At 40.1% G+C, this 18332-nt stretch carries 20 protein-coding genes and 1 pseudogene; 18 read left to right on the top strand and 3 right to left on the bottom strand.

Annotated features, from left to right (window positions below):
- Positions 1 to 194: 194 nt before the first annotated feature.
- From QUF86_RS20960 to QUF86_RS20935, 6 genes are all read left to right on the top strand, one after another.
- Complete coding sequence (locus QUF86_RS20960; RefSeq protein WP_289316628.1) at positions 195 to 728, top strand: TlpA disulfide reductase family protein; 534 nt, start codon at positions 195 to 197, stop codon at positions 726 to 728.
- A 372-nt stretch (positions 729 to 1100) separates the two neighbouring features.
- Positions 1101 to 1229 (top strand): FbpB family small basic protein, encoded by a 129-nt coding sequence (locus QUF86_RS20955; protein WP_289316627.1) that lies wholly within the window; start codon positions 1101 to 1103, stop codon positions 1227 to 1229.
- A 141-nt stretch (positions 1230 to 1370) separates the two neighbouring features.
- Positions 1371 to 1514 (top strand): acid-soluble spore protein N, encoded by a 144-nt coding sequence (locus QUF86_RS20950; RefSeq protein ID WP_057275900.1) that lies wholly within the window; start codon positions 1371 to 1373, stop codon positions 1512 to 1514.
- Between the two features lie 64 nt (positions 1515 to 1578).
- Positions 1579 to 1824 (top strand): small acid-soluble spore protein Tlp, encoded by a 246-nt coding sequence (locus tag QUF86_RS20945; RefSeq protein ID WP_289316626.1) that lies wholly within the window; start codon positions 1579 to 1581, stop codon positions 1822 to 1824.
- A 146-nt stretch (positions 1825 to 1970) separates the two neighbouring features.
- The gene (locus QUF86_RS20940; RefSeq protein WP_289316625.1) at positions 1971 to 2402 is read left to right on the top strand and encodes an acyl-CoA thioesterase; all 432 of its coding nucleotides are present in this window, start codon (positions 1971 to 1973) and stop codon (positions 2400 to 2402) included.
- A gap of 25 nt (positions 2403 to 2427) precedes the next feature.
- Positions 2428 to 2721, top strand: a complete 294-nt coding sequence (locus QUF86_RS20935) for a hypothetical protein (RefSeq protein ID WP_289316624.1) — start codon at positions 2428 to 2430, stop codon at positions 2719 to 2721.
- A 37-nt stretch (positions 2722 to 2758) separates the two neighbouring features.
- On the opposite strand, the gene QUF86_RS20930 is transcribed toward QUF86_RS20935, so the two are convergent.
- Entirely contained in the window at positions 2759 to 3055 is a 297-nt protein-coding gene (locus QUF86_RS20930) for a HesB/YadR/YfhF family protein (protein ID WP_289316623.1), read from the bottom strand.
- 88 nt (positions 3056 to 3143) lie between these two features.
- Here QUF86_RS20930 and QUF86_RS20925 point away from each other — a divergent pair, with 88 nt between their 5' ends.
- Together QUF86_RS20925 and QUF86_RS28675 are read left to right on the top strand one after the other, a co-directional pair.
- Positions 3144 to 3632 carry an NUDIX hydrolase gene (locus QUF86_RS20925; RefSeq protein ID WP_289316622.1) on the top strand — a complete coding sequence of 163 codons (489 nt, stop codon included), beginning with the start codon at positions 3144 to 3146 and terminating at the stop codon, positions 3630 to 3632.
- Positions 3633 to 3925: 293 nt separating this feature from the next.
- Positions 3926 to 4045 (top strand): annotated as a pseudogene (locus QUF86_RS28675) (PadR family transcriptional regulator); the annotation flags it as partial.
- A 159-nt stretch (positions 4046 to 4204) separates the two neighbouring features.
- On the opposite strand, the gene QUF86_RS20920 reads toward QUF86_RS28675, so the two are convergent.
- On the bottom strand, positions 4205 to 4354 hold the full coding sequence (locus tag QUF86_RS20920) for a YycC family protein (RefSeq protein WP_230156354.1): 150 nt from the start codon (positions 4352 to 4354) through the stop codon (positions 4205 to 4207).
- A 330-nt stretch (positions 4355 to 4684) separates the two neighbouring features.
- On the opposite strand from QUF86_RS20920, the gene QUF86_RS20915 reads away from it, so the two are divergent.
- Positions 4685 to 5983: a globin-coupled sensor protein gene (locus tag QUF86_RS20915; RefSeq protein WP_289335507.1), complete on the top strand. Its 1299-nt coding sequence runs from the start codon at positions 4685 to 4687 to the stop codon at positions 5981 to 5983.
- Positions 5984 to 6035: 52 nt separating this feature from the next.
- Here QUF86_RS20915 and plsY read toward each other — a convergent pair whose 3' ends face one another.
- Positions 6036 to 6623: a glycerol-3-phosphate 1-O-acyltransferase PlsY gene (gene plsY / locus QUF86_RS20910; protein ID WP_289316620.1), complete on the bottom strand. Its 588-nt coding sequence runs from the start codon at positions 6621 to 6623 to the stop codon at positions 6036 to 6038.
- Between the two features lie 501 nt (positions 6624 to 7124).
- On the opposite strand from plsY, the gene QUF86_RS20905 reads away from it, so the two are divergent.
- The 9 genes from QUF86_RS20905 (at position 7125) to QUF86_RS20865 (ending at position 18319) form a co-directional block, all read left to right on the top strand.
- Complete coding sequence (locus QUF86_RS20905) at positions 7125 to 7535, top strand: CoA-binding protein (RefSeq protein ID WP_289316619.1); 411 nt, start codon at positions 7125 to 7127, stop codon at positions 7533 to 7535.
- Positions 7536 to 7919: 384 nt separating this feature from the next.
- Positions 7920 to 9905: a DNA topoisomerase IV subunit B gene (parE, locus tag QUF86_RS20900; protein ID WP_289335506.1), complete on the top strand. Its 1986-nt coding sequence runs from the start codon at positions 7920 to 7922 to the stop codon at positions 9903 to 9905.
- Positions 9895 to 12339 carry a DNA topoisomerase IV subunit A gene (gene parC, locus QUF86_RS20895; RefSeq protein WP_289335505.1) on the top strand — a complete coding sequence of 815 codons (2445 nt, stop codon included), beginning with the start codon at positions 9895 to 9897 and terminating at the stop codon, positions 12337 to 12339. Before parE ends, parC begins: the two co-directional genes overlap by 11 nt.
- 331 nt (positions 12340 to 12670) lie before the next feature.
- On the top strand, positions 12671 to 14272 hold the full coding sequence (locus QUF86_RS20890; RefSeq protein WP_289335504.1) for a long-chain-fatty-acid--CoA ligase: 1602 nt from the start codon (positions 12671 to 12673) through the stop codon (positions 14270 to 14272).
- Between the two features lie 39 nt (positions 14273 to 14311).
- Positions 14312 to 15463 carry an acyl-CoA dehydrogenase family protein gene (locus QUF86_RS20885; protein ID WP_289316615.1) on the top strand — a complete coding sequence of 384 codons (1152 nt, stop codon included), beginning with the start codon at positions 14312 to 14314 and terminating at the stop codon, positions 15461 to 15463.
- 26 nt (positions 15464 to 15489) lie between these two features.
- Positions 15490 to 16665 carry an acyl-CoA dehydrogenase family protein gene (locus tag QUF86_RS20880; RefSeq protein ID WP_289335503.1) on the top strand — a complete coding sequence of 392 codons (1176 nt, stop codon included), beginning with the start codon at positions 15490 to 15492 and terminating at the stop codon, positions 16663 to 16665.
- 20 nt (positions 16666 to 16685) lie between these two features.
- Complete coding sequence (locus tag QUF86_RS20875) at positions 16686 to 17450, top strand: SDR family oxidoreductase (protein ID WP_289335501.1); 765 nt, start codon at positions 16686 to 16688, stop codon at positions 17448 to 17450.
- Positions 17451 to 17468: 18 nt separating this feature from the next.
- A complete protein-coding gene (locus QUF86_RS20870) occupies positions 17469 to 17921 on the top strand; it encodes a MaoC family dehydratase N-terminal domain-containing protein (RefSeq protein ID WP_289316612.1) in 453 nt (150 codons plus the stop codon).
- Entirely contained in the window at positions 17918 to 18319 is a 402-nt protein-coding gene (locus QUF86_RS20865; RefSeq protein ID WP_289335500.1) for a MaoC/PaaZ C-terminal domain-containing protein, read from the top strand. The genes QUF86_RS20870 and QUF86_RS20865 overlap by 4 nt, the downstream gene beginning before the upstream one ends.
- The last annotated feature ends 13 nt before the right edge of the window (positions 18320 to 18332 follow it).

Raw genomic sequence — 18332 nt, 5'->3', positions numbered from 1 at the left:
AGGAAGCGGTAAACCTACTTGATAGGTTTACCGCTTTTTTTGTGTCAAGTTTATGAAAACAGGGGATACCATGATAAAATGATAGGAATTTCACTTTTCCGACTGTCCATTTATTGATAAGATGAAATAGGGAAGTAGTTCTATTTCTGGAAATGGACTAATATTTTTATTGTAATGGGACTAGGGGGACGAGTATGCTTAAAAAAATTATTGCCTCGGTTGTCTTACTGTCACTCTTTACGATAGCGATCGTGCAGGCGATGGATAATGAACCGAAGGAAAATGATGAAAAGGATTCACTGGGCGGATTGAAAATTGGAGCTAAAGCACCGAATTTCTCCCTGAAAACTTTGGATGGGAAACAAGTTGAATTATCGGATTATAAGGGGAAAAAGGTAATGCTGAATTTTTGGGCAACGTGGTGCCCGCCTTGTAAGAAGGAAATGCCGGATATGGAGAAATATTCACAACAAGCGGGTGATGATGTTGTTGTTCTTGCTGTCAATATAGACCCGGAAAATGATGTACAATCCTTTGTAGACAATAATGGAATTACTTTTACCATACCGCTGGATAGTCAAAGTGCAAAAAATCCAGTGAATGAGCGCTATAAGATTCTTAGCATTCCGACAACTTACTTCATCGACAAAAAAGGCATTATCAGGAACAAGGTAATTTCTGCCATGCAACTTAAAGATATGGAACGTAACATCAATAGCATGCAATAGCGAAACCTTTTTGAGGTTCAGTTAGTTTGTCTACAAAAGGTGGCTTGGAATGGTCATATGGATTTCTCTTCATACTCTAGGTAAACTCGATATTCTTCGAGATTGAATACAATCCAGCGGAACCTTTATGAGGTTCCCTTTTTTGTAATGTTAACAAAGTTGTCAAAAGTTAATGGAAAAATCAAAAAAAATAAAAAAATATGGTTAATGTTCATGAAAAAAGGGTTAAAGTATAGAGAGTGTAGTAATTGAATTTTTATCGGATTAAAAATCTGATAATTATGACAATTTATGGATTGAGACCATATAGTCATAATTTTACATTAATTTGGCAATGCTGAATAATATACTAAATATAAGTAGGTGAAAACCATGAAAAAAAGAAAAAGGACATTTGAAGAATTAATTAAAGAAAACAAAAAAGAATTGCTGATGGATCTGGAACAAATGGAAAGACTTGAGGAACGTCTTGAAAAAAAACATATGCTTAAAGCTGAATAAGTTTTGCAAAAGATTTCGAAATAAGAGTCAGTGCCATGAAGGTCCCTTCAGAGTGCTGGCTCTTTTTTTTGGATTTTTCAAAAACTGGCATTCATGAATTTCCTCTTTTATATCCATGATAAGAGAAGGAGGCGATATAGAATGGGTAATCCAAAAAAAGATTCCAAACACTTTAGACCAAGCCATCTGGGGACACAACCAATAGCAGCAGGTGGGAATAACGGGAAGAAAATGCAGGACAAATCAGGGAAACATCCTCAAGTCATTCAAACTAAAGGTGAGTAATCAAGGGATTTAATAAAGTAATCGTAATAATATTATGTAAACAAAATAACATGAGGTGAAATTAATGGGCTCATATAAACACAATCAGGATAACCGTTTGGATAATGTTGAAAAAATTCAGGATGCGATTCAAAATACAGAAGAAAACATAATCGCAGCAAATGAAACGTTATCATTCTCTTCAGGGGCGGAAAAAGAGGCAATTAAGGACAAAAATGAACGAAGAAGAAAGAGCATCGATGGGATGAAGGAAGAAATGCAAGAAGAGCAAGAAGCACGGGAAAGCGGTTATAGTAACGATAATATGTAGCAAATGGGTAATGGGGAGAAAGAGGCGCGAAATCTTTCTCCCCTTCTTTATATTGCGAAGCAGACCGTTGAAACAGCTTAAATGAAATTTGAATAGTTATTATGGTAAAATGTTTATTGCAATAGACATGAAAGTGGGGAAACAAAATGTTCATAGCAGAAAACGAAATTGAAGTGCGGTATGCAGAGACGGATCAAATGGGTGTCGTTTACCATGCGAATTATTTTATATGGATGGAACTGGGCAGGACAAAATTGATAAATGATTTAGGTTTTTATTATGCTGATATGGAAGCGGATGGCATCCTCTCACCTGTTATGGATATTCAGGCTTCGTATAAAACCCCTGTCCGATATGGTGATAAGGTAAAGGTTAAAACCTGGATTGAAAAGTATGACGGCTTACGGGTCATTTATGGATATGAGATTGTTAATGGGAAAAATGAAGTGGCGGCTACAGGTCATTCTTCTCACGTTTGCGTTAAAAAGGAGAGCTTCCGCCCGATATCCATTAAACGCATGTTTCCTGATTGGCATGAGGCCTATGAAAAAAATAAAAAGCAGGATGAATTGGTTTAATAACAATTATTGAGGTGATCAAGAAATGGCTTTTGGGATTAAACGGGTAGACGTCGTAACCTGGAAACAGCGAATTGATCAAGGCCAAATAGCTTTTTTAACTCATTATTGGATCGATGACCGATTTCCTGGTTGCAAGACGGTTACAAAAGTGGGCTGCAAAGATTTAGGGCGTTTATCGGAGTGGGGTAAGAAATACGGCCTTAAAAAAGAGTGGATTCACCACAGGAAGGATGGTTACTCTCATTTCGATCTATTAGGGGACAAGCAAAAGGAAATTCTTGAGGCGGAAGAGATTAAAGAGCGTCTGCTCGATTGAAACAAGAAAAAACAGCAGTTTACACCGCTGCACATTGTCAAGCACCTTTTTCATAGTGAAATTCAGGTTCAGACAGTTTTTCGTTTAAGGTAATAATTAAATCATGACCATCAAAGTACCAGATATCTTTCTCTTCTACATAGAAATTAATCTTATTCAATGTTGTTACGGCTCCTGTAGTTTCTGGTTCTTCTTGCATGATACCTAATGAAAAGCCGCTTTGGACGGAACTATGTCCACCATACCTTACATAAAAGCGCAAATGAGAGCCTTCTTGAAGCCCCAGTTCATCAATATACCACTTAGCTGCCTGATCGGAAATGGTCAGTTTCATAAAATTCTCCTTCCTGAGGTTCGTTATTTAAGTATAAAGTAATTATGAAGTAGATGCGAATAATGTGCGTTTTAGAAAGGAAACAACTATGGAGATCATATATAATATTTGTTTCATAACTCGAAAAATATCCAACGAAATTGAAGTGTTGATGCTATTTCGCAAAAAGAATCCGAATAGGCATAAATGGAATGGAGTAGGTGGGAAATTAGAACAAGGTGAAACCATCGATGAATCGATGGAGCGCGAAATTCTTGAAGAAACTGGATTGAAGGTCAAGGGGTTGGCCTTTCGAGGGATTGTGACATGGAATCAAACGGGTGGAATGTATGTTTACCGAGCTGAAGATGCTGGGGGCGGGCTTGGTGCCTGTGATGAAGGAGAACTTGCCTGGAAGCCATATCAATGGGTTATGGAGGCAGATGAAGTGGTGTCCAATATAAAGTATTATCTAAAAGATATTTTACAGGATGACCCACCACTGGAATTTGCCTGTATCTATGAAAATGAACACTTAATATCCGTCAAAAAGAAGCCTTTGCCTGATTTGGCAAAAGAATTGACGCTCACCAATTGAAAACCGCCCATATGCGGTTTTTTTGCAGTATTCCGATTAGTAAGCTATATATCAAAAAGTGGCATAGGAGTATTCAGAATATAGGTACATTTAATGAGGTAAGGAAGATATATATCGTCGTATACAAAAGGACAAAACCGAAAACTATTTTGTATGAAGATATAGCGATAATACCATTTATTTAATTACCTTATATAGAGGATGCTGCTGATTTGCGGAAAACGGAGCTGTTAAAAATGGTGTTGCTTTCATTATTATCATTATTAGCTTAAAAGGATATGTAAGGGTATGAGATGATCGAAAAGCTCAAACAGTTATTAAGTGAAAGTTATTTACATTATAAAGAAGGGATGCTTTACCCAACTTTAAAAAGGCTGGAAGAGAAAGAGAAATTAAAAAGTTACTTGCGGGATTCTTTAGAAGGATCGAAAGGAAATACTATTATGCGACCAAATAAGGTGTTACTCAGTTTCAAGAATAATGGAAGGAATGGAACGGATTTCAAGAACTTATCCGTAAGGTCGTTTCGCAAACATATGGACACACACAAAAATAGCTGCAGATTTCTGCAGCTATTTTGTATTTTCTTTTTCTTTTGCTTCAGCCTCTGCAAGCTTTCTCAGCAAGATGGGGGTAGGCATATGCATGATTTGTTCTAAAGGCAAGTTAAGCGACTTGGATAACTTTAATGCCGTTTCCGGTGATATTTGCAATGGTTTCATGGCACTTTCTCCTATCGATGGTTATTAGCTAGTTCCAGTTTAGCCTTTGTTCTACAATTATACAATCCTTACTTGACCATTTCTCGATCAAACAAAATCCATGCTTTACATATGAATGGAAGTTATTGTAAGAATTTTCAGTATATTTTACCTTGACATAGAGTGTGGTTGAAGTCAGAATAAGATAAGTGGTAGTCCGGATGAACTATAAAGACCATTTGTAATTTATGTATTTTTATTTATTTTCAATAAAATAGGTATAAAGGTTCATGTTGATTTGATGGTTAAGATTGACCTTAACGCGAATTACATGATCAGGGGGAGTAGGAAATGGGGATTTTCACGAAAGCGAAGCCGGAAAAAGCAATCTGGCTTCAAAAGGCAAAAGAGACGGATGGTATATTGGATGTAAGCAGTGAACAGGTGAGACTTCAGGTAAATATCATTGATTTAAAAGAATTCGATTTAAAGCTGATTCATGCTTTTAGGGAGGCAATCGAACCTAAGGTCGAAAGTGTTGTGGATTCCTTTTACCAAACGATTCTGCAGGTTCCGGAATTGAAAGGGATAATCACGGAGCACAGTACAGTGGGAAAATTGAGAAAAACGTTAATTTCTCATATGCTATCATTATTCAATGGTGTGATCGACGATGAATTTGTTGCATTGCGAACGAAGGTGGCGAAGACTCATTATCGAATTGGATTAGAGCCACGCTGGTATTCATCCGGTTTTCAAAATGTACAGAATTTTTTGCAAAAGATTGTCTTTGAGCAAACCAAGAATGAAGAAGAGCAGCGTGCATTGATATCAGCGATAGGAAAAATACTCAATCTCGAACAGCAGTTAGTCATTGAAGCCTATGAAGCGGAAAATTTAAAAGCAAGGGAAAATAAATACAAAGAAATCAAGGAGGAAGTGAAAAAGAAAATCTCATTGATTAGTGAAGAAGTACTATTATTAAGTAAAGAAACGGATGTATCCGTTAAACAATTGATAGAAAATGGGCATTTTGTCAAAGCGCAGATCGCAATGCGTGCTAATCTATCCCTTCGTTCAAGAACGATAGCTGAAGAGGGTCAGGATCGTATGCAGATCTTGACGGAAAAGATACAAAACCTTGTTATATTCATGAAAAATGTTGATGAAAACATCGATTTGTTAAACCAATCCTTCCTAACCATTACCGAGTTTGTAAAGCTTGTACAGGGGATGGCCGACCAGACAAATTTACTCTCATTGAACTCAGCCATCGAGGCAGCGCGTGCAGGTAAACATGGTAAAGGATTTGCAGTTGTTGCGAATGAAGTCAGGAAGCTTGCTGAACAGACTAAAAATTCAATCACTGAAATAGACGCAATCGTCCATACTTCCGGTGAATATATGAAAGAAGTTGTTGAATCTGTCCAAAGGGTCAAGGCGGTCGTTAAAGCAGGCGAGGAAGAATCTGAGTTAACCGAAAAGGCCTTCAATGAAATAATCGGAGTGATCGAAGGGAATATAACGGATTCAACTGAAATGGAAAGGACAATTCAGGAATTAGTATCAGTCATTCAGGAAATCGGAAACTCTACGGAAAAGGTGTCAGGGCATGCCAGTATACTGAATAACACGGCAAATCAATTGTAGAATGGAAATAAGCCCGTGTATACGGGCTTATTTCGATGGACATATGATCCTCTTACAACCATTTTACTTTTGGTTCAGTTTTATTGATAATCCGCTTGATGTTTGCACGATGCCGGTAAAAAATGAAAATCGTTAATATACCGATTACAATAATAAGCGGCCAATCACCGGCATGAAACACTAAACTGTAGATGAGAGCAAGTAGAGAAGCAATCATGGAAGAAAGCGAGACATATTTGGATATGTATAAGGATATAAAGAATATGATAACGGCAAAGACAAAAAACAATGGTTCATAAGCAAGAATGACACCAGCTGAAGTTGCCACCGCTTTCCCGCCACGAAAGTTAGCGAAAATGGGAAACATATGACCGATGACTGCAAAAACGCCGGCTAGCAATAAATGCATTTCCACGCCAAGCAAGTACGGAAGAAACGTTGCTAGGGTACCCTTAAGTATATCCATGATGGTAACGGTAAGCCCTGCTTTGACACCTAGTGTCCTGAAGGTATTTGTCCCGCCTAGATTTTTACTGCCATGTTCCCGAATGTCGATTTTGTAAAAGGTTTTACCTATTATTAAACCGGAAGGAATCGAACCGATCAGGTAGGCTGACAGTAGAGTGATAAATGTAAACATTCTATGATCCTTTCTTTAAAGAAAAATCTTCTTTTTTATCACGTTTAAGAAGCTGATTGTTCCTTTTTTCAAAAATAAACGTGTAGAAATAGCTAAAAACAGCCTTAAACTACCTGTTAAGCTTCTCTTATTGTAACATTTTCGTGACAAAATGGTACGGCTGTCCAAAAAAAAATCCACTGAAAAAATGAATTTTCCTTGATGAACTTATATCTTTTGATATACGTTAAGTTCATGAAGGGTTAAAGGTTTGCGCTTCCTTATTTTCGTAAATATAAATTGAAGGAAGCCTCCTTGTATAAATTATTACAATACGTGGTAGTCTGTATGAACAGAAAGACAGTTAAGATAAGTGGGTCACACCTTTTCGAAACATATTCTTTCTTGTATAATGGTCTTTCTTAATAATGGTAATAAACAACTTTTCTCTTAAATAATACCCGTGTTAAGGAATACTCTTTATGCAAATATTACACTTTATTATAAAGGGGATTGAAAAGAATGATAGAGAATCCAAGCAGAGAAGAAATGGGTCAGATGTTGAAAAAATCAAAGCGCATCGCTGTCGTTGGTTTATCAAATAACCCTGAGCGAACTTCTTATATGGTATCAAAGGCCATGCAGGAAAGCGGTTATGAAATCATCCCGGTAAACCCTGCTGTATCTGAAGTGCTGGGTGTCAAGGCAGTAAAAGCCCTGAAAGATATTGAAGGGCACATCGATATCGTCAATGTTTTCCGCCGTTCAGAGTTCCTTCCGGAGATTGCCAAGGAATTTGCAGAAATCGATGCTGATATCTTTTGGGCACAGCTAGGGGTGGAAAATGAAGAAGCCTATAATTTTTTGAAAGAAAAAGGATATACTGTCATCATGAATCGATGCATTAAAGTCGAACACGCCCTTACTAAGTAAAATGAAAAGAGCGGAACTTCCGCTCTTTTTTAAGGATGGCAGTGTCTCAACCAGAGAAATAGTGGGGATTGAGCTTCAGGGCAAATTTAAGCCATTTAAGCTTAATTTGATTAAAATAGTAAAAGTATATTTGCCAAATGAAAATTTACCGCTACAATTAGAAAGGTAGCTATGATACGTTTTCAAAAAAGTGAACAGTTCCAAACAAAGGTGCTAACGCTAATAAAAGGGACGAAAAAAATAGAACACTTGTTCTTTGTTCGTGAAAGTATTATACTTTTTATATGATATTAACGTATGAATGAATTTGTTAAGCTAGTGAGTCATTTCATTGCAGTATGATTTGGCCCGGAAATTGTGTTTAGTAAGGAAAGGGGAATTTCTGTGGCAAAGAAAGTAAAAACAATCGAGTACAATGATGATGCAATTCAGGTACTGGAAGGACTCGAAGCGGTCAGAAAACGTCCCGGTATGTATATCGGCAGTACTGATGCACGCGGACTTCATCATTTAGTGTACGAGATTGTCGATAACTCCGTAGATGAGGCTTTGGCTGGATATGGAGACCAAATTAGTGTGAAAATACATAAAGATAACAGTGTAAGTGTGTCAGATAAAGGCCGTGGAATGCCTACCGGTATGCATAAATTGGGTAAACCGACGCCTGAAGTCATTTTGACGATTCTTCATGCCGGGGGTAAATTTGGACAAGGCGGATATAAAACGAGCGGAGGCCTTCATGGGGTTGGTGCTTCGGTCGTTAACGCGTTGTCTGAATGGCTTGTCGTGACGATCAAAAGGGACGGGTTCATTTACGAACAACGGTTTTTCAATGGCGGTAAGCCGGAAACGACCCTGGAGAAAATCGGTAAAACCAATCAAGCTGGTACCAAAATCCACTTCAAGCCCGATCCAAAAATATTTTCGGTGACAACGTTCAATTATGATATCCTATGTGAGCGTCTTCGCGAATCAGCTTTTCTTTTAAAAGGCATGAAGATAGAATTGACGGATGAACGAAACGACCATAATGAAACTTTTCACTATGAAAATGGAATTGAAGCGTTTGTGGATTACTTAAATGAGGAAAAAGAGACCCTTCATAGTGTAGTCAGCTTAGAAGGGGAACAAAATGGGATTGAAGTCGATCTCGCCTTTCAATTCAACGATGGGTATTCAGAAAATATTTTAAGCTTTGTAAATAACGTTCGAACAAAAGACGGCGGCACCCATGAGATTGGCGCAAAAACGGCCATGACACGGGCATTTAATGATTATGCCAGAAAAATGGGGCTATTGAAGGAAAAAGATAAAAACCTCGAAGGTACCGATATACGTGAAGGCTTGTCTTCAATAATTTCTGTTCGTATCCCAGAAGAACTTCTTCAATTCGAAGGACAAACCAAGAGCAAGCTTGGAACTAGCGAAGCCCGTTCTGCAGTCGATTCCATCGTGTCAGAGCACTTAGCCTACTTTTTTGAAGAAGATCCGACCACGAGTACACTATTGGTTAAAAAAGCGATTAAAGCGTTCCAGGCCCGGGAAGCTGCGCGCAAAGCCCGTGAAGATGCAAGAAGCGGGAAGAAACGGAAAAAATCCGACGCCATCCTTTCAGGAAAATTGACACCAGCTCAATCGAAAAATCCCGAACGGAATGAATTATATCTCGTGGAAGGGGACTCTGCTGGAGGATCCGCAAAACAAGGGCGCGATCGCCGATTCCAAGCAGTACTGCCATTACGGGGTAAAGTTATCAATACGGAAAAGGCAAAACTAGCGGATATTTTTAAAAACGAGGAAATAAATACAATCATCCATGCTATCGGTGGAGGTGTCGGGGCGGAGTTCAATACACCGGACACCAACTATGATAAAGTTATCATCATGACTGATGCCGACACGGATGGTGCCCATATCCAAGTGCTGCTGCTGACTTTCTTTTATCGCTATATGAAGCCGTTGATAGAGGCAGGAAAGGTTTACATTGCCTTGCCCCCTTTATATAAAGTGAGTAAAGGGACCGGCAAGAAAGAAGTCATTGAATATGCTTGGAGCGACGAGGAACTTCAGGGAGCGATAGACAAGGTAGGGAAAGGCTATATGATTCAGCGCTATAAAGGGCTGGGTGAGATGAATGCCGATCAATTATGGGATACGACCATGAACCCGGAAACAAGGACATTGATACGTGTGAAGATCGATGACGGTGCCCGTGCAGAAAGACGAGTGACAACGTTGATGGGAGATAAGGTCGAACCGCGCCGTAAATGGATTGAAGCCAATGTCGCTTTTGGTCTCGAAGAGGAATCGAATATTTTAGATAATGAAAATATGTCGATTGAAGAGGAGGTCAATAACGATGGTATTTGAAGAAACGTTTCGAGATTTGCCGCTAGAAGAGGTAATTGGGGACCGCTTCGGGCGTTACAGTAAATATATTATCCAGGATCGGGCACTGCCAGATGCAAGGGACGGACTAAAGCCAGTTCAGCGCAGGATATTGTATGCGATGCATGTAGAAGGAAATACACAGGAAAAAGGATTTAGGAAATCTGCAAAAACTGTCGGTAATGTAATTGGTAACTATCATCCTCATGGCGATTCATCTGTTTATGAGGCAATGGTCCGGATGAGCCAAGACTGGAAGCTGCGAAAGGTCATGGTTCAAATGCACGGAAACAACGGTAGTATTGATGGTGATCCGCCTGCTGCGATGAGGTATACAGAAGCAAGGCTATCATCGATTGCCTCCGAGATGTTACGAGATATTGAAAAAAGGACGGTCGATTTTGTACCGAACTTCGATGATACTTCGGAAGAACCTATTGTTTTGCCAGCGATGTTCCCTAACTTGCTTGTAAACGGATCCACAGGAATTTCTGCCGGCTATGCCACTGAAATCCCGCCACATCAAATAGGTGAAGTCATTGATGCTGCCATTATGCGAATCGATAAGCCTGAAGCGACAGTCGCTGATTTAATGACGGTCATTAAGGGGCCGGATTTCCCTACAGGCGGTATCATTCAAGGAATTGAAGGCATTCGTAAAGCCTATGAAACAGGTAAAGGGAAAATAATCATTCGCGGGTTGGCGGAAGTGGAAACGATTCGCGGCGGCAAACAGCAAATCGTCATCACTGAAATCCCTTATGAAGTCAATAAAGCGAACCTTGTTAAAAAAATGGATGAGTTCCGTCTTGACCGGAAAGTGGAAGGTATCGCTGAAGTAAGGGATGAAACGGACCGTACAGGACTGCGTATCGTCATTGAACTGAAAAAGGAAGCGGATGCCAATGGCGTCCTGCATTATTTATATAAAAATTCCGATCTTCAAATTGCTTACAATTTTAATATGGTCGCAATTTATAAAAAACGGCCGACATTGATGAGCCTGCCAAAAATGCTAGATGCGTATATCGATCACCGTAAAGAGGTAATCGTGAACCGCTCCCGTTATGAGTTGCAAAAAGCTCATGACAGGGCACATATTGTCGATGGTTTAGTGAAGGCTTTGTCCATATTGGATGAAGTCATCGCTGTAATCCGTGCCTCTAAAGATAAACGGAATGCCAAAGATAATCTCATCGCTAATTTCGCATTTACAGAAGCTCAAGCTGAAGCCATTGTCTCATTACAGTTATATAGGCTGACAAATACGGATATTACAGCGCTTGAAGCAGAGGCAGAGGAATTGAAGAACAAAATTGAGGAATTGACCAAGATTCTTGGCAGTGAAAAAGTTCTTTTTCAAGTAATAAAAAAAGAACTTCGATTCATTAAAAAAGGTTTTGATGACGGCCGGCGTTCCAAAATCGAAAAAGAAATTGAAGAAATCAAAATTAATCTTGAAGTCTTGATTGCGAGTGAAGATGTGATGGTGACCGTGACGAAAGAAGGCTATGTCAAACGGACTTCATTACGATCTTATACAGCATCAGGCGGTCTTGATTTTGGCATGAAGGATTCCGATCGCCTGCTCCAGAGGCTGGAGATGAATACGACAGATGTCCTGTTACTGTTCACATCCAAAGGAAACTTCCTCTATTGTCCAGTTCATCAGCTTCCTGATATTCGTTGGAAGGAAACCGGTCAGCATATCGCGAACATCATACCTATCGATAGGGAAGAACAAATCATAAAAGCGATTCCTATCAAAGATTTCACCCTGCCGCAATTCTTAGTGTTCATCACTAAAAATGGTATGGTGAAAAAGACTGAAATAGCTTCCTACAAAGCCCAGAGACATTCAAAACCACTGGTCGGTGTCAATTTAAAAGGTGATGATGAACTGGTCGATGTCCATCATACCGATGGACAGGCAGACCTTTTCCTAGTCACGCATAACGGCTATGGTTTATGGTTTGATGAAGAAGAAGTAAGTGTTGTCGGTGTCCGGGCAGCAGGAGTCAAAGGGATTAATTTGAAAGAGGATGACTATGTCATTGGCGGAAAGGTTTTAGCCAAGGATAGTAAAGAATCAATCCTTATCGTTACCCAGCGCGGAGCCATCAAGAAAATGAAATTAACCGAGTTTGAGAAAACGAGCCGAGCAAAACGCGGTGTCGTGGTCTTGAGGGAATTGAAATCGAATCCTCATAGGGTCATTGGATTTGATACCATCAACAAAACTGATAGTCTATTCATTCTTTCCGAAAAGGGAACCATTGAAACGATCCATGCCGCTTCATTAAAAAATCATGATCGATACACGAATGGATCATTTGTTTTTGATGAAACGGTTAGTGGAAAAGCGAAAGAACTGTGGAAAATATCATTGGAAGATGACTCCGCCATAGAGCAGTGAATCATTTTTTAAAAAGGGATGCTGATCATGATCAGCATCCCTTTTTATTTTTTTCACAAAAGAACAGTCCTATAAGAAAATAATCCCCGCATATCCCCATTACAGGTTGATTCCTTTTACGAGAGTAACCTTTTAAGTCAAAAATGACTTATTGAGTCAATTTTAAATCCTAGCATTGCGAGCCATATATTTCTAATGGGACAACAAATAATTCAATTTTGAATTTTAATATTAACAGAATCTACATATCATAACGATTTATTTTTGGCACACTCCTTGCATATTGTTAGTATGACTTCTTTATTTTTTGAATGAAGAAAGGGGAGGACCAATGGATAGACCTTGGAAAAAGCATATCCCGCCCGGAAATCCAATGGAGATTGATATTCCTGAAATATCTTTAACAGAACTATTTTATCAATCAGTCGAACAATATTCGGATAAAACAGCAGTTACGTTCATGGAGCAAAGGTATACATATTCAGAGTTAGGGAACTTAGTGAAAAAATGTGCCCGCTCGCTTGCTGATGAAGGGATTAAAAAGGGGGATCGTGTGGCTCTTATGCTCCCTAATTGTCCCCAATATCCGATTGGTTTTTTCGGAACTCTTTTGAATGGAGCAATAGTTGTCCAAATCAATCCGATGTATAAGCAAAACGAATTAATACATGTCCTGAAAGACTCAGGTGCAAGGCTCATCATTGTGCTCGACGAATTATTGCCAATAGTTGAAGCCGTAATGGCTGAAACCGATGTTGAAAAGATGTTGTGCGTGTCGCTGGAAAAAGGTAAATGTGAAATGACAAAAAAGCTGCTATCAGTAACAGAGGCGGATTTCACAGTGCGGATTGAACCCTCCGAAGATGTCGCCGTCCTCCAATATACAGGGGGAACGACAGGGCGTTCTAAAGGGGCGATGCTAACCCATCGTAATATCGTTGCGAATACGCTGCAAAGTGCAGCTGCTTCAAGTATCAATACTCAAAAGGGGAAGGAAAGGGTACTTGGAGTTTCCCCATTATTTCATGTTTACGGGATGACTTCAGGGATGAACCTGACATTTTATAATGGCGGGGAATTAATTCTTGTATCCCGGTTTGAGTTGACGGAAATCGTCGATATTATCAATAAACTTAAACCGACCATTTTTCCTGGGGTACCAACGATGTATATTGCTTTATTACAATATTACCAGTCCCATCCATTTGATTTGCATACATTGAAATCTTGCGTTTCAGGTTCGTCACCATTGCCATTGAATGTATTGTCAAGGTTTAACGAATTGAGTGGAACAAAGATTGCAGAGGGCTATGGCCTGTCCGAGGCGTCACCAGTCACTCACCGAAATCCAGTTAGCGGTCTCCAGAAATCTGGAAGTATCGGGATTCCTTTACAAAATACTGATGCTGCCATAATTGACAGTATTACAGGAGAGCCATCCCTCTTGGTTGATACACCAGGTGAATTGGTCATTAAGGGTCCACAGGTAATGAAAGGCTATTGGGGCATGCCTGAAGAGACGCGAAATACGATTCAAAACGGATGGCTTCATACCGGTGACATTGCCAAGATGGATGAAGATGGCTTCTTTTACATTGTGGGACGCAAGAAAGAAATGATCATCGCAGGCGGATTCAATATATATCCAATTGAAATTGAAGATATTCTATACAGCCATCCTAAGGTTCTTGAAGCTGCCGTCTTTGGCGTTCCCGATCAATATCGCGGTGAAACGGTACATGCAGCGGTAGTTTTAAAGCCAAGTGAAAGGATAACTGAAAACGAGTTGAAAGATTATTGCCGAAAACAGCTCGCTGTCTTTAAAGTCCCAAAAATAATCACATTTGAAAGTGAACTTCCGAAGACGGCTGTCGGTAAAATCTTGAAACGCAAGCTTCAAGAAAAACATATCGCTTATTCGGATAAAATATGAAAGCGTTAACAATCAATTCGCAGATAAAGGGGAATGCAAATGGACTTTCGCTTAGATGAAGACATCCTGCTATTAAAAGAAAATATAAGACAGTTTATCGAAGAGCAAATCGATCCTTTTTCCATGCAGATAGAGGATGAAGATCATATACCGGAATCGATCATAAATTTATCGAAGGAAATCGGGTTATTCGGACTTAGTATCCCGGAAAAGTATGGTGGGCTCGGAATCGGAATGGTAGGGAAATGTGCTTTATATGAGGAAATCGGCAAAACACATAATGGATATACCACTCTGATTGGGGCCCACACAGGTATAGGGACAGTAGGGATAGTTGAAATGGGCAATGAAATGCAAAAGGAAAAGTATCTTCCAGATATGGCAAGCGGTAATAAAATTGGCGCATTTGCTTTAACTGAGCCTGCAGCGGGGTCCCATGCGACGAATCTCAAAATGACGGCTGTCAAAAGTGGCGATAAGTATATCCTAAATGGAACTAAGCATTATATAACGAATGCAGATGTAGCGGATATTTTTACAGTTATGGCCGTAACGGACAAAGATAAAGGGGCAAAAGGAATCACTTCATTCATAGTAGAAAAGGATTTTCCGGGTTTTAGAGTTGGTAGCCTGGAAAGGAAAATGGGACTACGAGGCTCACATTCGGCCGAATTGGTTTTTGAAGATTGCGAGGTTCCGGCTGAAAATGTATTGGGGGACGTTGGTCAAGGGTATGTAAATGCATTGAAAATCCTTGCAAATGGCCGGGCAGGCCTTGCGGCACGAAATTTGGGGTCCTGTCAATACCTGCTGGATCTATCTACTAAATATGCCACTGAACGTGAACAATTCGATGTTCCTATCATTGATCATCAAGCCGTATCCCATATGATTGCCGAGATGGCAATGGAAATAGAAGCACTTCGCTCATTCACATACCGTGTCGCATGGATGGTCGATCAGAAAGAAAAAATCATTAAAGAAGCGGCGATGCTTAAGTTGTATGGTTCGGAAGTATATAATCGTGTCGCTGATAAGGCCGTTCAGATTCATGGCGGGATGGGGTACATGAAGGATTATCCAGTTGAACGTTTCTATCGGGATGCCCGAATCACTAGAATATATGAAGGCACATCCGAAATCCAAAAAAATATCATTACTGGGCAATTGAAGAGAAAATATCAAAACTAGTCTAATTGGAAAGTGGAGGGGTTAAAATGGATTTACGATTATCGGATGAACAAAAAATGGTACAAAAAACAATACGCAAGTTCGTGGAAAATGAATTGATTCCCTTGGAAAATGAAGTACTACGCAATGAAATGGCTGGAAAACCTAGTTTACCAGAGGGGACATTAAAAGAATTACAGGAAAAAGCAAAAAAAGCTGGGTTTTGGGGCATCAATACTCCGGAGGAATTTGGCGGGGCAGACTTAGGACAGCTTATGATGGCCATTGTCTTGATGGAAGTATCAAAAACGTTTGTACCATTCAGCTTTGGAGGTTCGGCGGACAATATTCTTTATTATGGAAATGAAGAACAGAAAAAGAAATATCTGATCCCTACGATTAACGGGGAGAAAAAGTCCTGTTTTGCCATGACGGAGCCGGGAGCAGGGTCCGATACGCGAAATATTAAAATGACGGCAGTAAAAGAAGGGAACGAATGGGTGCTTAACGGGGAAAAAACTTTCATTACAGGAGGAAACGATGCCGATTTCGTCATGGTCATTGCTGTAACCGACAAAGAAAGTCATCAAGCAACCGGAACGGAAGGGGTAACTTGTTTCATTGTAGACCGTGATATGGGCTGGAGATCAGAATATATCAATACGATGGGAGAATGGGGACCGGCAGGTTTGGTTTTTGATAATGTCAGGGTACCCGAAGAAAACATTTTAGGGGAAGTGCATGGCGGTTATAAACTAGGCTTGGAATGGATTGGGTTTGCAAGATGGATTGTGGGGGCGCGCGCTGTCGGTTCTGCAGAAAGATTGCTGCAAATGGCTATAGAATACGCTAAAGAACGTGTTACATTCGGTAAACCGATTGCTGAGCGGCAGGCCATTCAATGGCAGATTGCTGATTCGGCTGTAGAAATCGAAGCTGCAAGATGGCTTGTTTTGAATGCAGCGTTCACACTTGATAATGGAGAAGACAATCGCCATTTAGCTTCAATCGCTAAACTCTATGGAGCGAATATGGGGAATCGGGTCGTTGATCGCGTATTGCAGATACACGGTGGCATGGGTTATACGAAGGAGCTTCCTATTGAACGTTGGTACCGCGAGGCTAGGCTTTGGAGGATTTATGATGGTACGGATGAAATACAGCGGATGATCATTTCCCGGAATTTGATTAAGGGACATGTTAAATTAGGACAATTCTTATAATAGATTAGGAGGAAACGATTATGACAGGGAGATTTACAGGGAAAACGGCTTTAGTTACGGGTGGAAGCAGAGGGATTGGCCTGGCGATCGTCGAACTATTTGCAAGCGAAGGCGCAAATGTAGCCATTATCGATATCAACGAAGAGGTTTTGACATCAACAGGAAATGAATTAAGGGATAAGGGTTACTCCATTTTTACAAAAGTGGCCAATGTGGTCAATTCCGAAGAAGTGGAAGCATTCATTAAAGAAATAGCCGACACATTCGGCTCCCTTGATATCCTCGTGAATAATGCAGGAGTCATCCGAGATAATCTACTTTTTAAAATGACCGATTCAGATTGGCAAACTGTGATGGATGTGCATTTAAAGGGTACTTTCAATGCAGTACGTTCCGCCCAGAAGCATATGGTTGCAAATAAATACGGAAGAATCATCAATATATCATCCACCTCCGCCCTTGGGAATCGTGGGCAGGCTAATTATTCAGCTGCAAAAGCCGGGCTTCAGGGGTTAACAAAAACTCTAGCGATCGAACTTGGAAAATATGGAATAACGGCTAATTCGGTCGCACCAGGTTTTATCGAAACCGAAATGACGAAAGAAACAGCCAGGCGGGTGGGAGTGAGTTTTGAACAATTCATCCAGGATAGGGCAAACAGTATTCCTGTTGCTAGAAGCGGATTGCCAAGTGATATTGCTCATGCTGTTGCATTCTTTGCTGATGAAGCATCCTCATTCATTAGTGGGCAGGTTTTATATGTCGCAGGCGGTCCAAAAAATTAAGGGGAAAGGCGGGATATTATGTTCAACGAAAGTATTGGAAAACGATCCAAACCCGTTAAAAATATGGTTGAACGGGGTGCCGTTAAAAAATTCGCATTATCGATTGGTGATCCCCACCCGATTTTCATCGATGAAGAAATAGGCAGGCAATCAAGGTATGGAACGAATATCGCACCACCAACTTTCCCAAGGGTTTTTGATTTTGGGACGATCGAAAGCTTAAACCTCCCGAATAAAGGGTTGATTCACGGCGAGCAGATATATCGCTACAACAGGCCGCTGAAGGTAGGGGAAGAAATCACCTGTTATACGGAAGTGAAAGACTATTATGAGAAAAAGGGAAAACAAGGGGAAATGGGATTTCTAGCCTTTAAAAATTATGGGACGGATGCGGATGGGGAAATTGTCTTCACTGCTGAACAGCTTGTCATTATCAATGAAACGATCAGAAGGATGGTGATGAGTAAGTGACGACATTAACCGAACTTCATATTGGTGACTCGTTACATTCAATTGAGCTTGAACCTGTAACGCGTTTGGATCTCATTAAGTACGCTGGTGCATCAGGTGATTTCAATCCCATTCATACGATTGATGAGGAAGCAAAAAATGCTGGTCTTCCCGGTATCATCGCACATGGAATGTGGACGATGGGAAACCTCGCAAAGATTTTCAGTAATCTTTATGAAATCGGATTTATCGAAGAATACAAGATTCGTTTCAAAGGTATGGTTTTCTTGAATGATGTCATAACTCTTCAAGCCGATCTAAAAGAAAAAAATGGGGATAGATATTTTTTCAATGTAACGGCCACTAACCAGTCAGGTAAGGAAGCGATCAGTGGAGAGGTTATTTTTAAGGCCTACTAAGGGAAAGTAGTGA

Origin of the sequence: Peribacillus sp. NJ11 (genome assembly GCF_030348405.1) — a bacterium.
In the GTDB taxonomy this organism is placed as follows: Bacteria; Bacillota; Bacilli; order Bacillales; family DSM-1321; genus Peribacillus.
This window is presented reverse-complemented; position numbering and strand designations above follow the sequence as displayed.

Excerpts from the sequence above, each read along its gene's own strand:
- QUF86_RS20930 (WP_289316623.1), bottom strand. The coding sequence starts at position 3,055 with ATGAAACTGACCATTTCCGATCAGGCAGCTAAGTGGTATATTGATGAA.
- QUF86_RS20945 (WP_289316626.1), top strand. The coding sequence starts at position 1,579 with ATGGGCTCATATAAACACAATCAGGATAACCGTTTGGATAATGTTGAA.
- QUF86_RS20905 (WP_289316619.1), top strand. The coding sequence starts at position 7,125 with ATGATAGAGAATCCAAGCAGAGAAGAAATGGGTCAGATGTTGAAAAAA.
- QUF86_RS20940 (WP_289316625.1), top strand. The coding sequence starts at position 1,971 with ATGTTCATAGCAGAAAACGAAATTGAAGTGCGGTATGCAGAGACGGAT.
- QUF86_RS20880 (WP_289335503.1), top strand. The coding sequence starts at position 15,490 with ATGGATTTACGATTATCGGATGAACAAAAAATGGTACAAAAAACAATA.
- QUF86_RS20935 (WP_289316624.1), top strand. The coding sequence starts at position 2,428 with ATGGCTTTTGGGATTAAACGGGTAGACGTCGTAACCTGGAAACAGCGA.
- QUF86_RS20955 (WP_289316627.1), top strand. The coding sequence starts at position 1,101 with ATGAAAAAAAGAAAAAGGACATTTGAAGAATTAATTAAAGAAAACAAA.
- QUF86_RS20870 (WP_289316612.1), top strand. The coding sequence starts at position 17,469 with ATGTTCAACGAAAGTATTGGAAAACGATCCAAACCCGTTAAAAATATG.
- QUF86_RS20875 (WP_289335501.1), top strand. The coding sequence starts at position 16,686 with ATGACAGGGAGATTTACAGGGAAAACGGCTTTAGTTACGGGTGGAAGC.
- parC (WP_289335505.1), top strand. The coding sequence starts at position 9,895 with ATGGTATTTGAAGAAACGTTTCGAGATTTGCCGCTAGAAGAGGTAATT.
- QUF86_RS20915 (WP_289335507.1), top strand. The coding sequence starts at position 4,685 with ATGGGGATTTTCACGAAAGCGAAGCCGGAAAAAGCAATCTGGCTTCAA.
- QUF86_RS20925 (WP_289316622.1), top strand. The coding sequence starts at position 3,144 with ATGGAGATCATATATAATATTTGTTTCATAACTCGAAAAATATCCAAC.
- QUF86_RS20920 (WP_230156354.1), bottom strand. The coding sequence starts at position 4,354 with ATGAAACCATTGCAAATATCACCGGAAACGGCATTAAAGTTATCCAAG.
- QUF86_RS20890 (WP_289335504.1), top strand. The coding sequence starts at position 12,671 with ATGGATAGACCTTGGAAAAAGCATATCCCGCCCGGAAATCCAATGGAG.
- QUF86_RS20960 (WP_289316628.1), top strand. The coding sequence starts at position 195 with ATGCTTAAAAAAATTATTGCCTCGGTTGTCTTACTGTCACTCTTTACG.
- plsY (WP_289316620.1), bottom strand. The coding sequence starts at position 6,623 with ATGTTTACATTTATCACTCTACTGTCAGCCTACCTGATCGGTTCGATT.
- QUF86_RS20950 (WP_057275900.1), top strand. The coding sequence starts at position 1,371 with ATGGGTAATCCAAAAAAAGATTCCAAACACTTTAGACCAAGCCATCTG.
- QUF86_RS20885 (WP_289316615.1), top strand. The coding sequence starts at position 14,312 with ATGGACTTTCGCTTAGATGAAGACATCCTGCTATTAAAAGAAAATATA.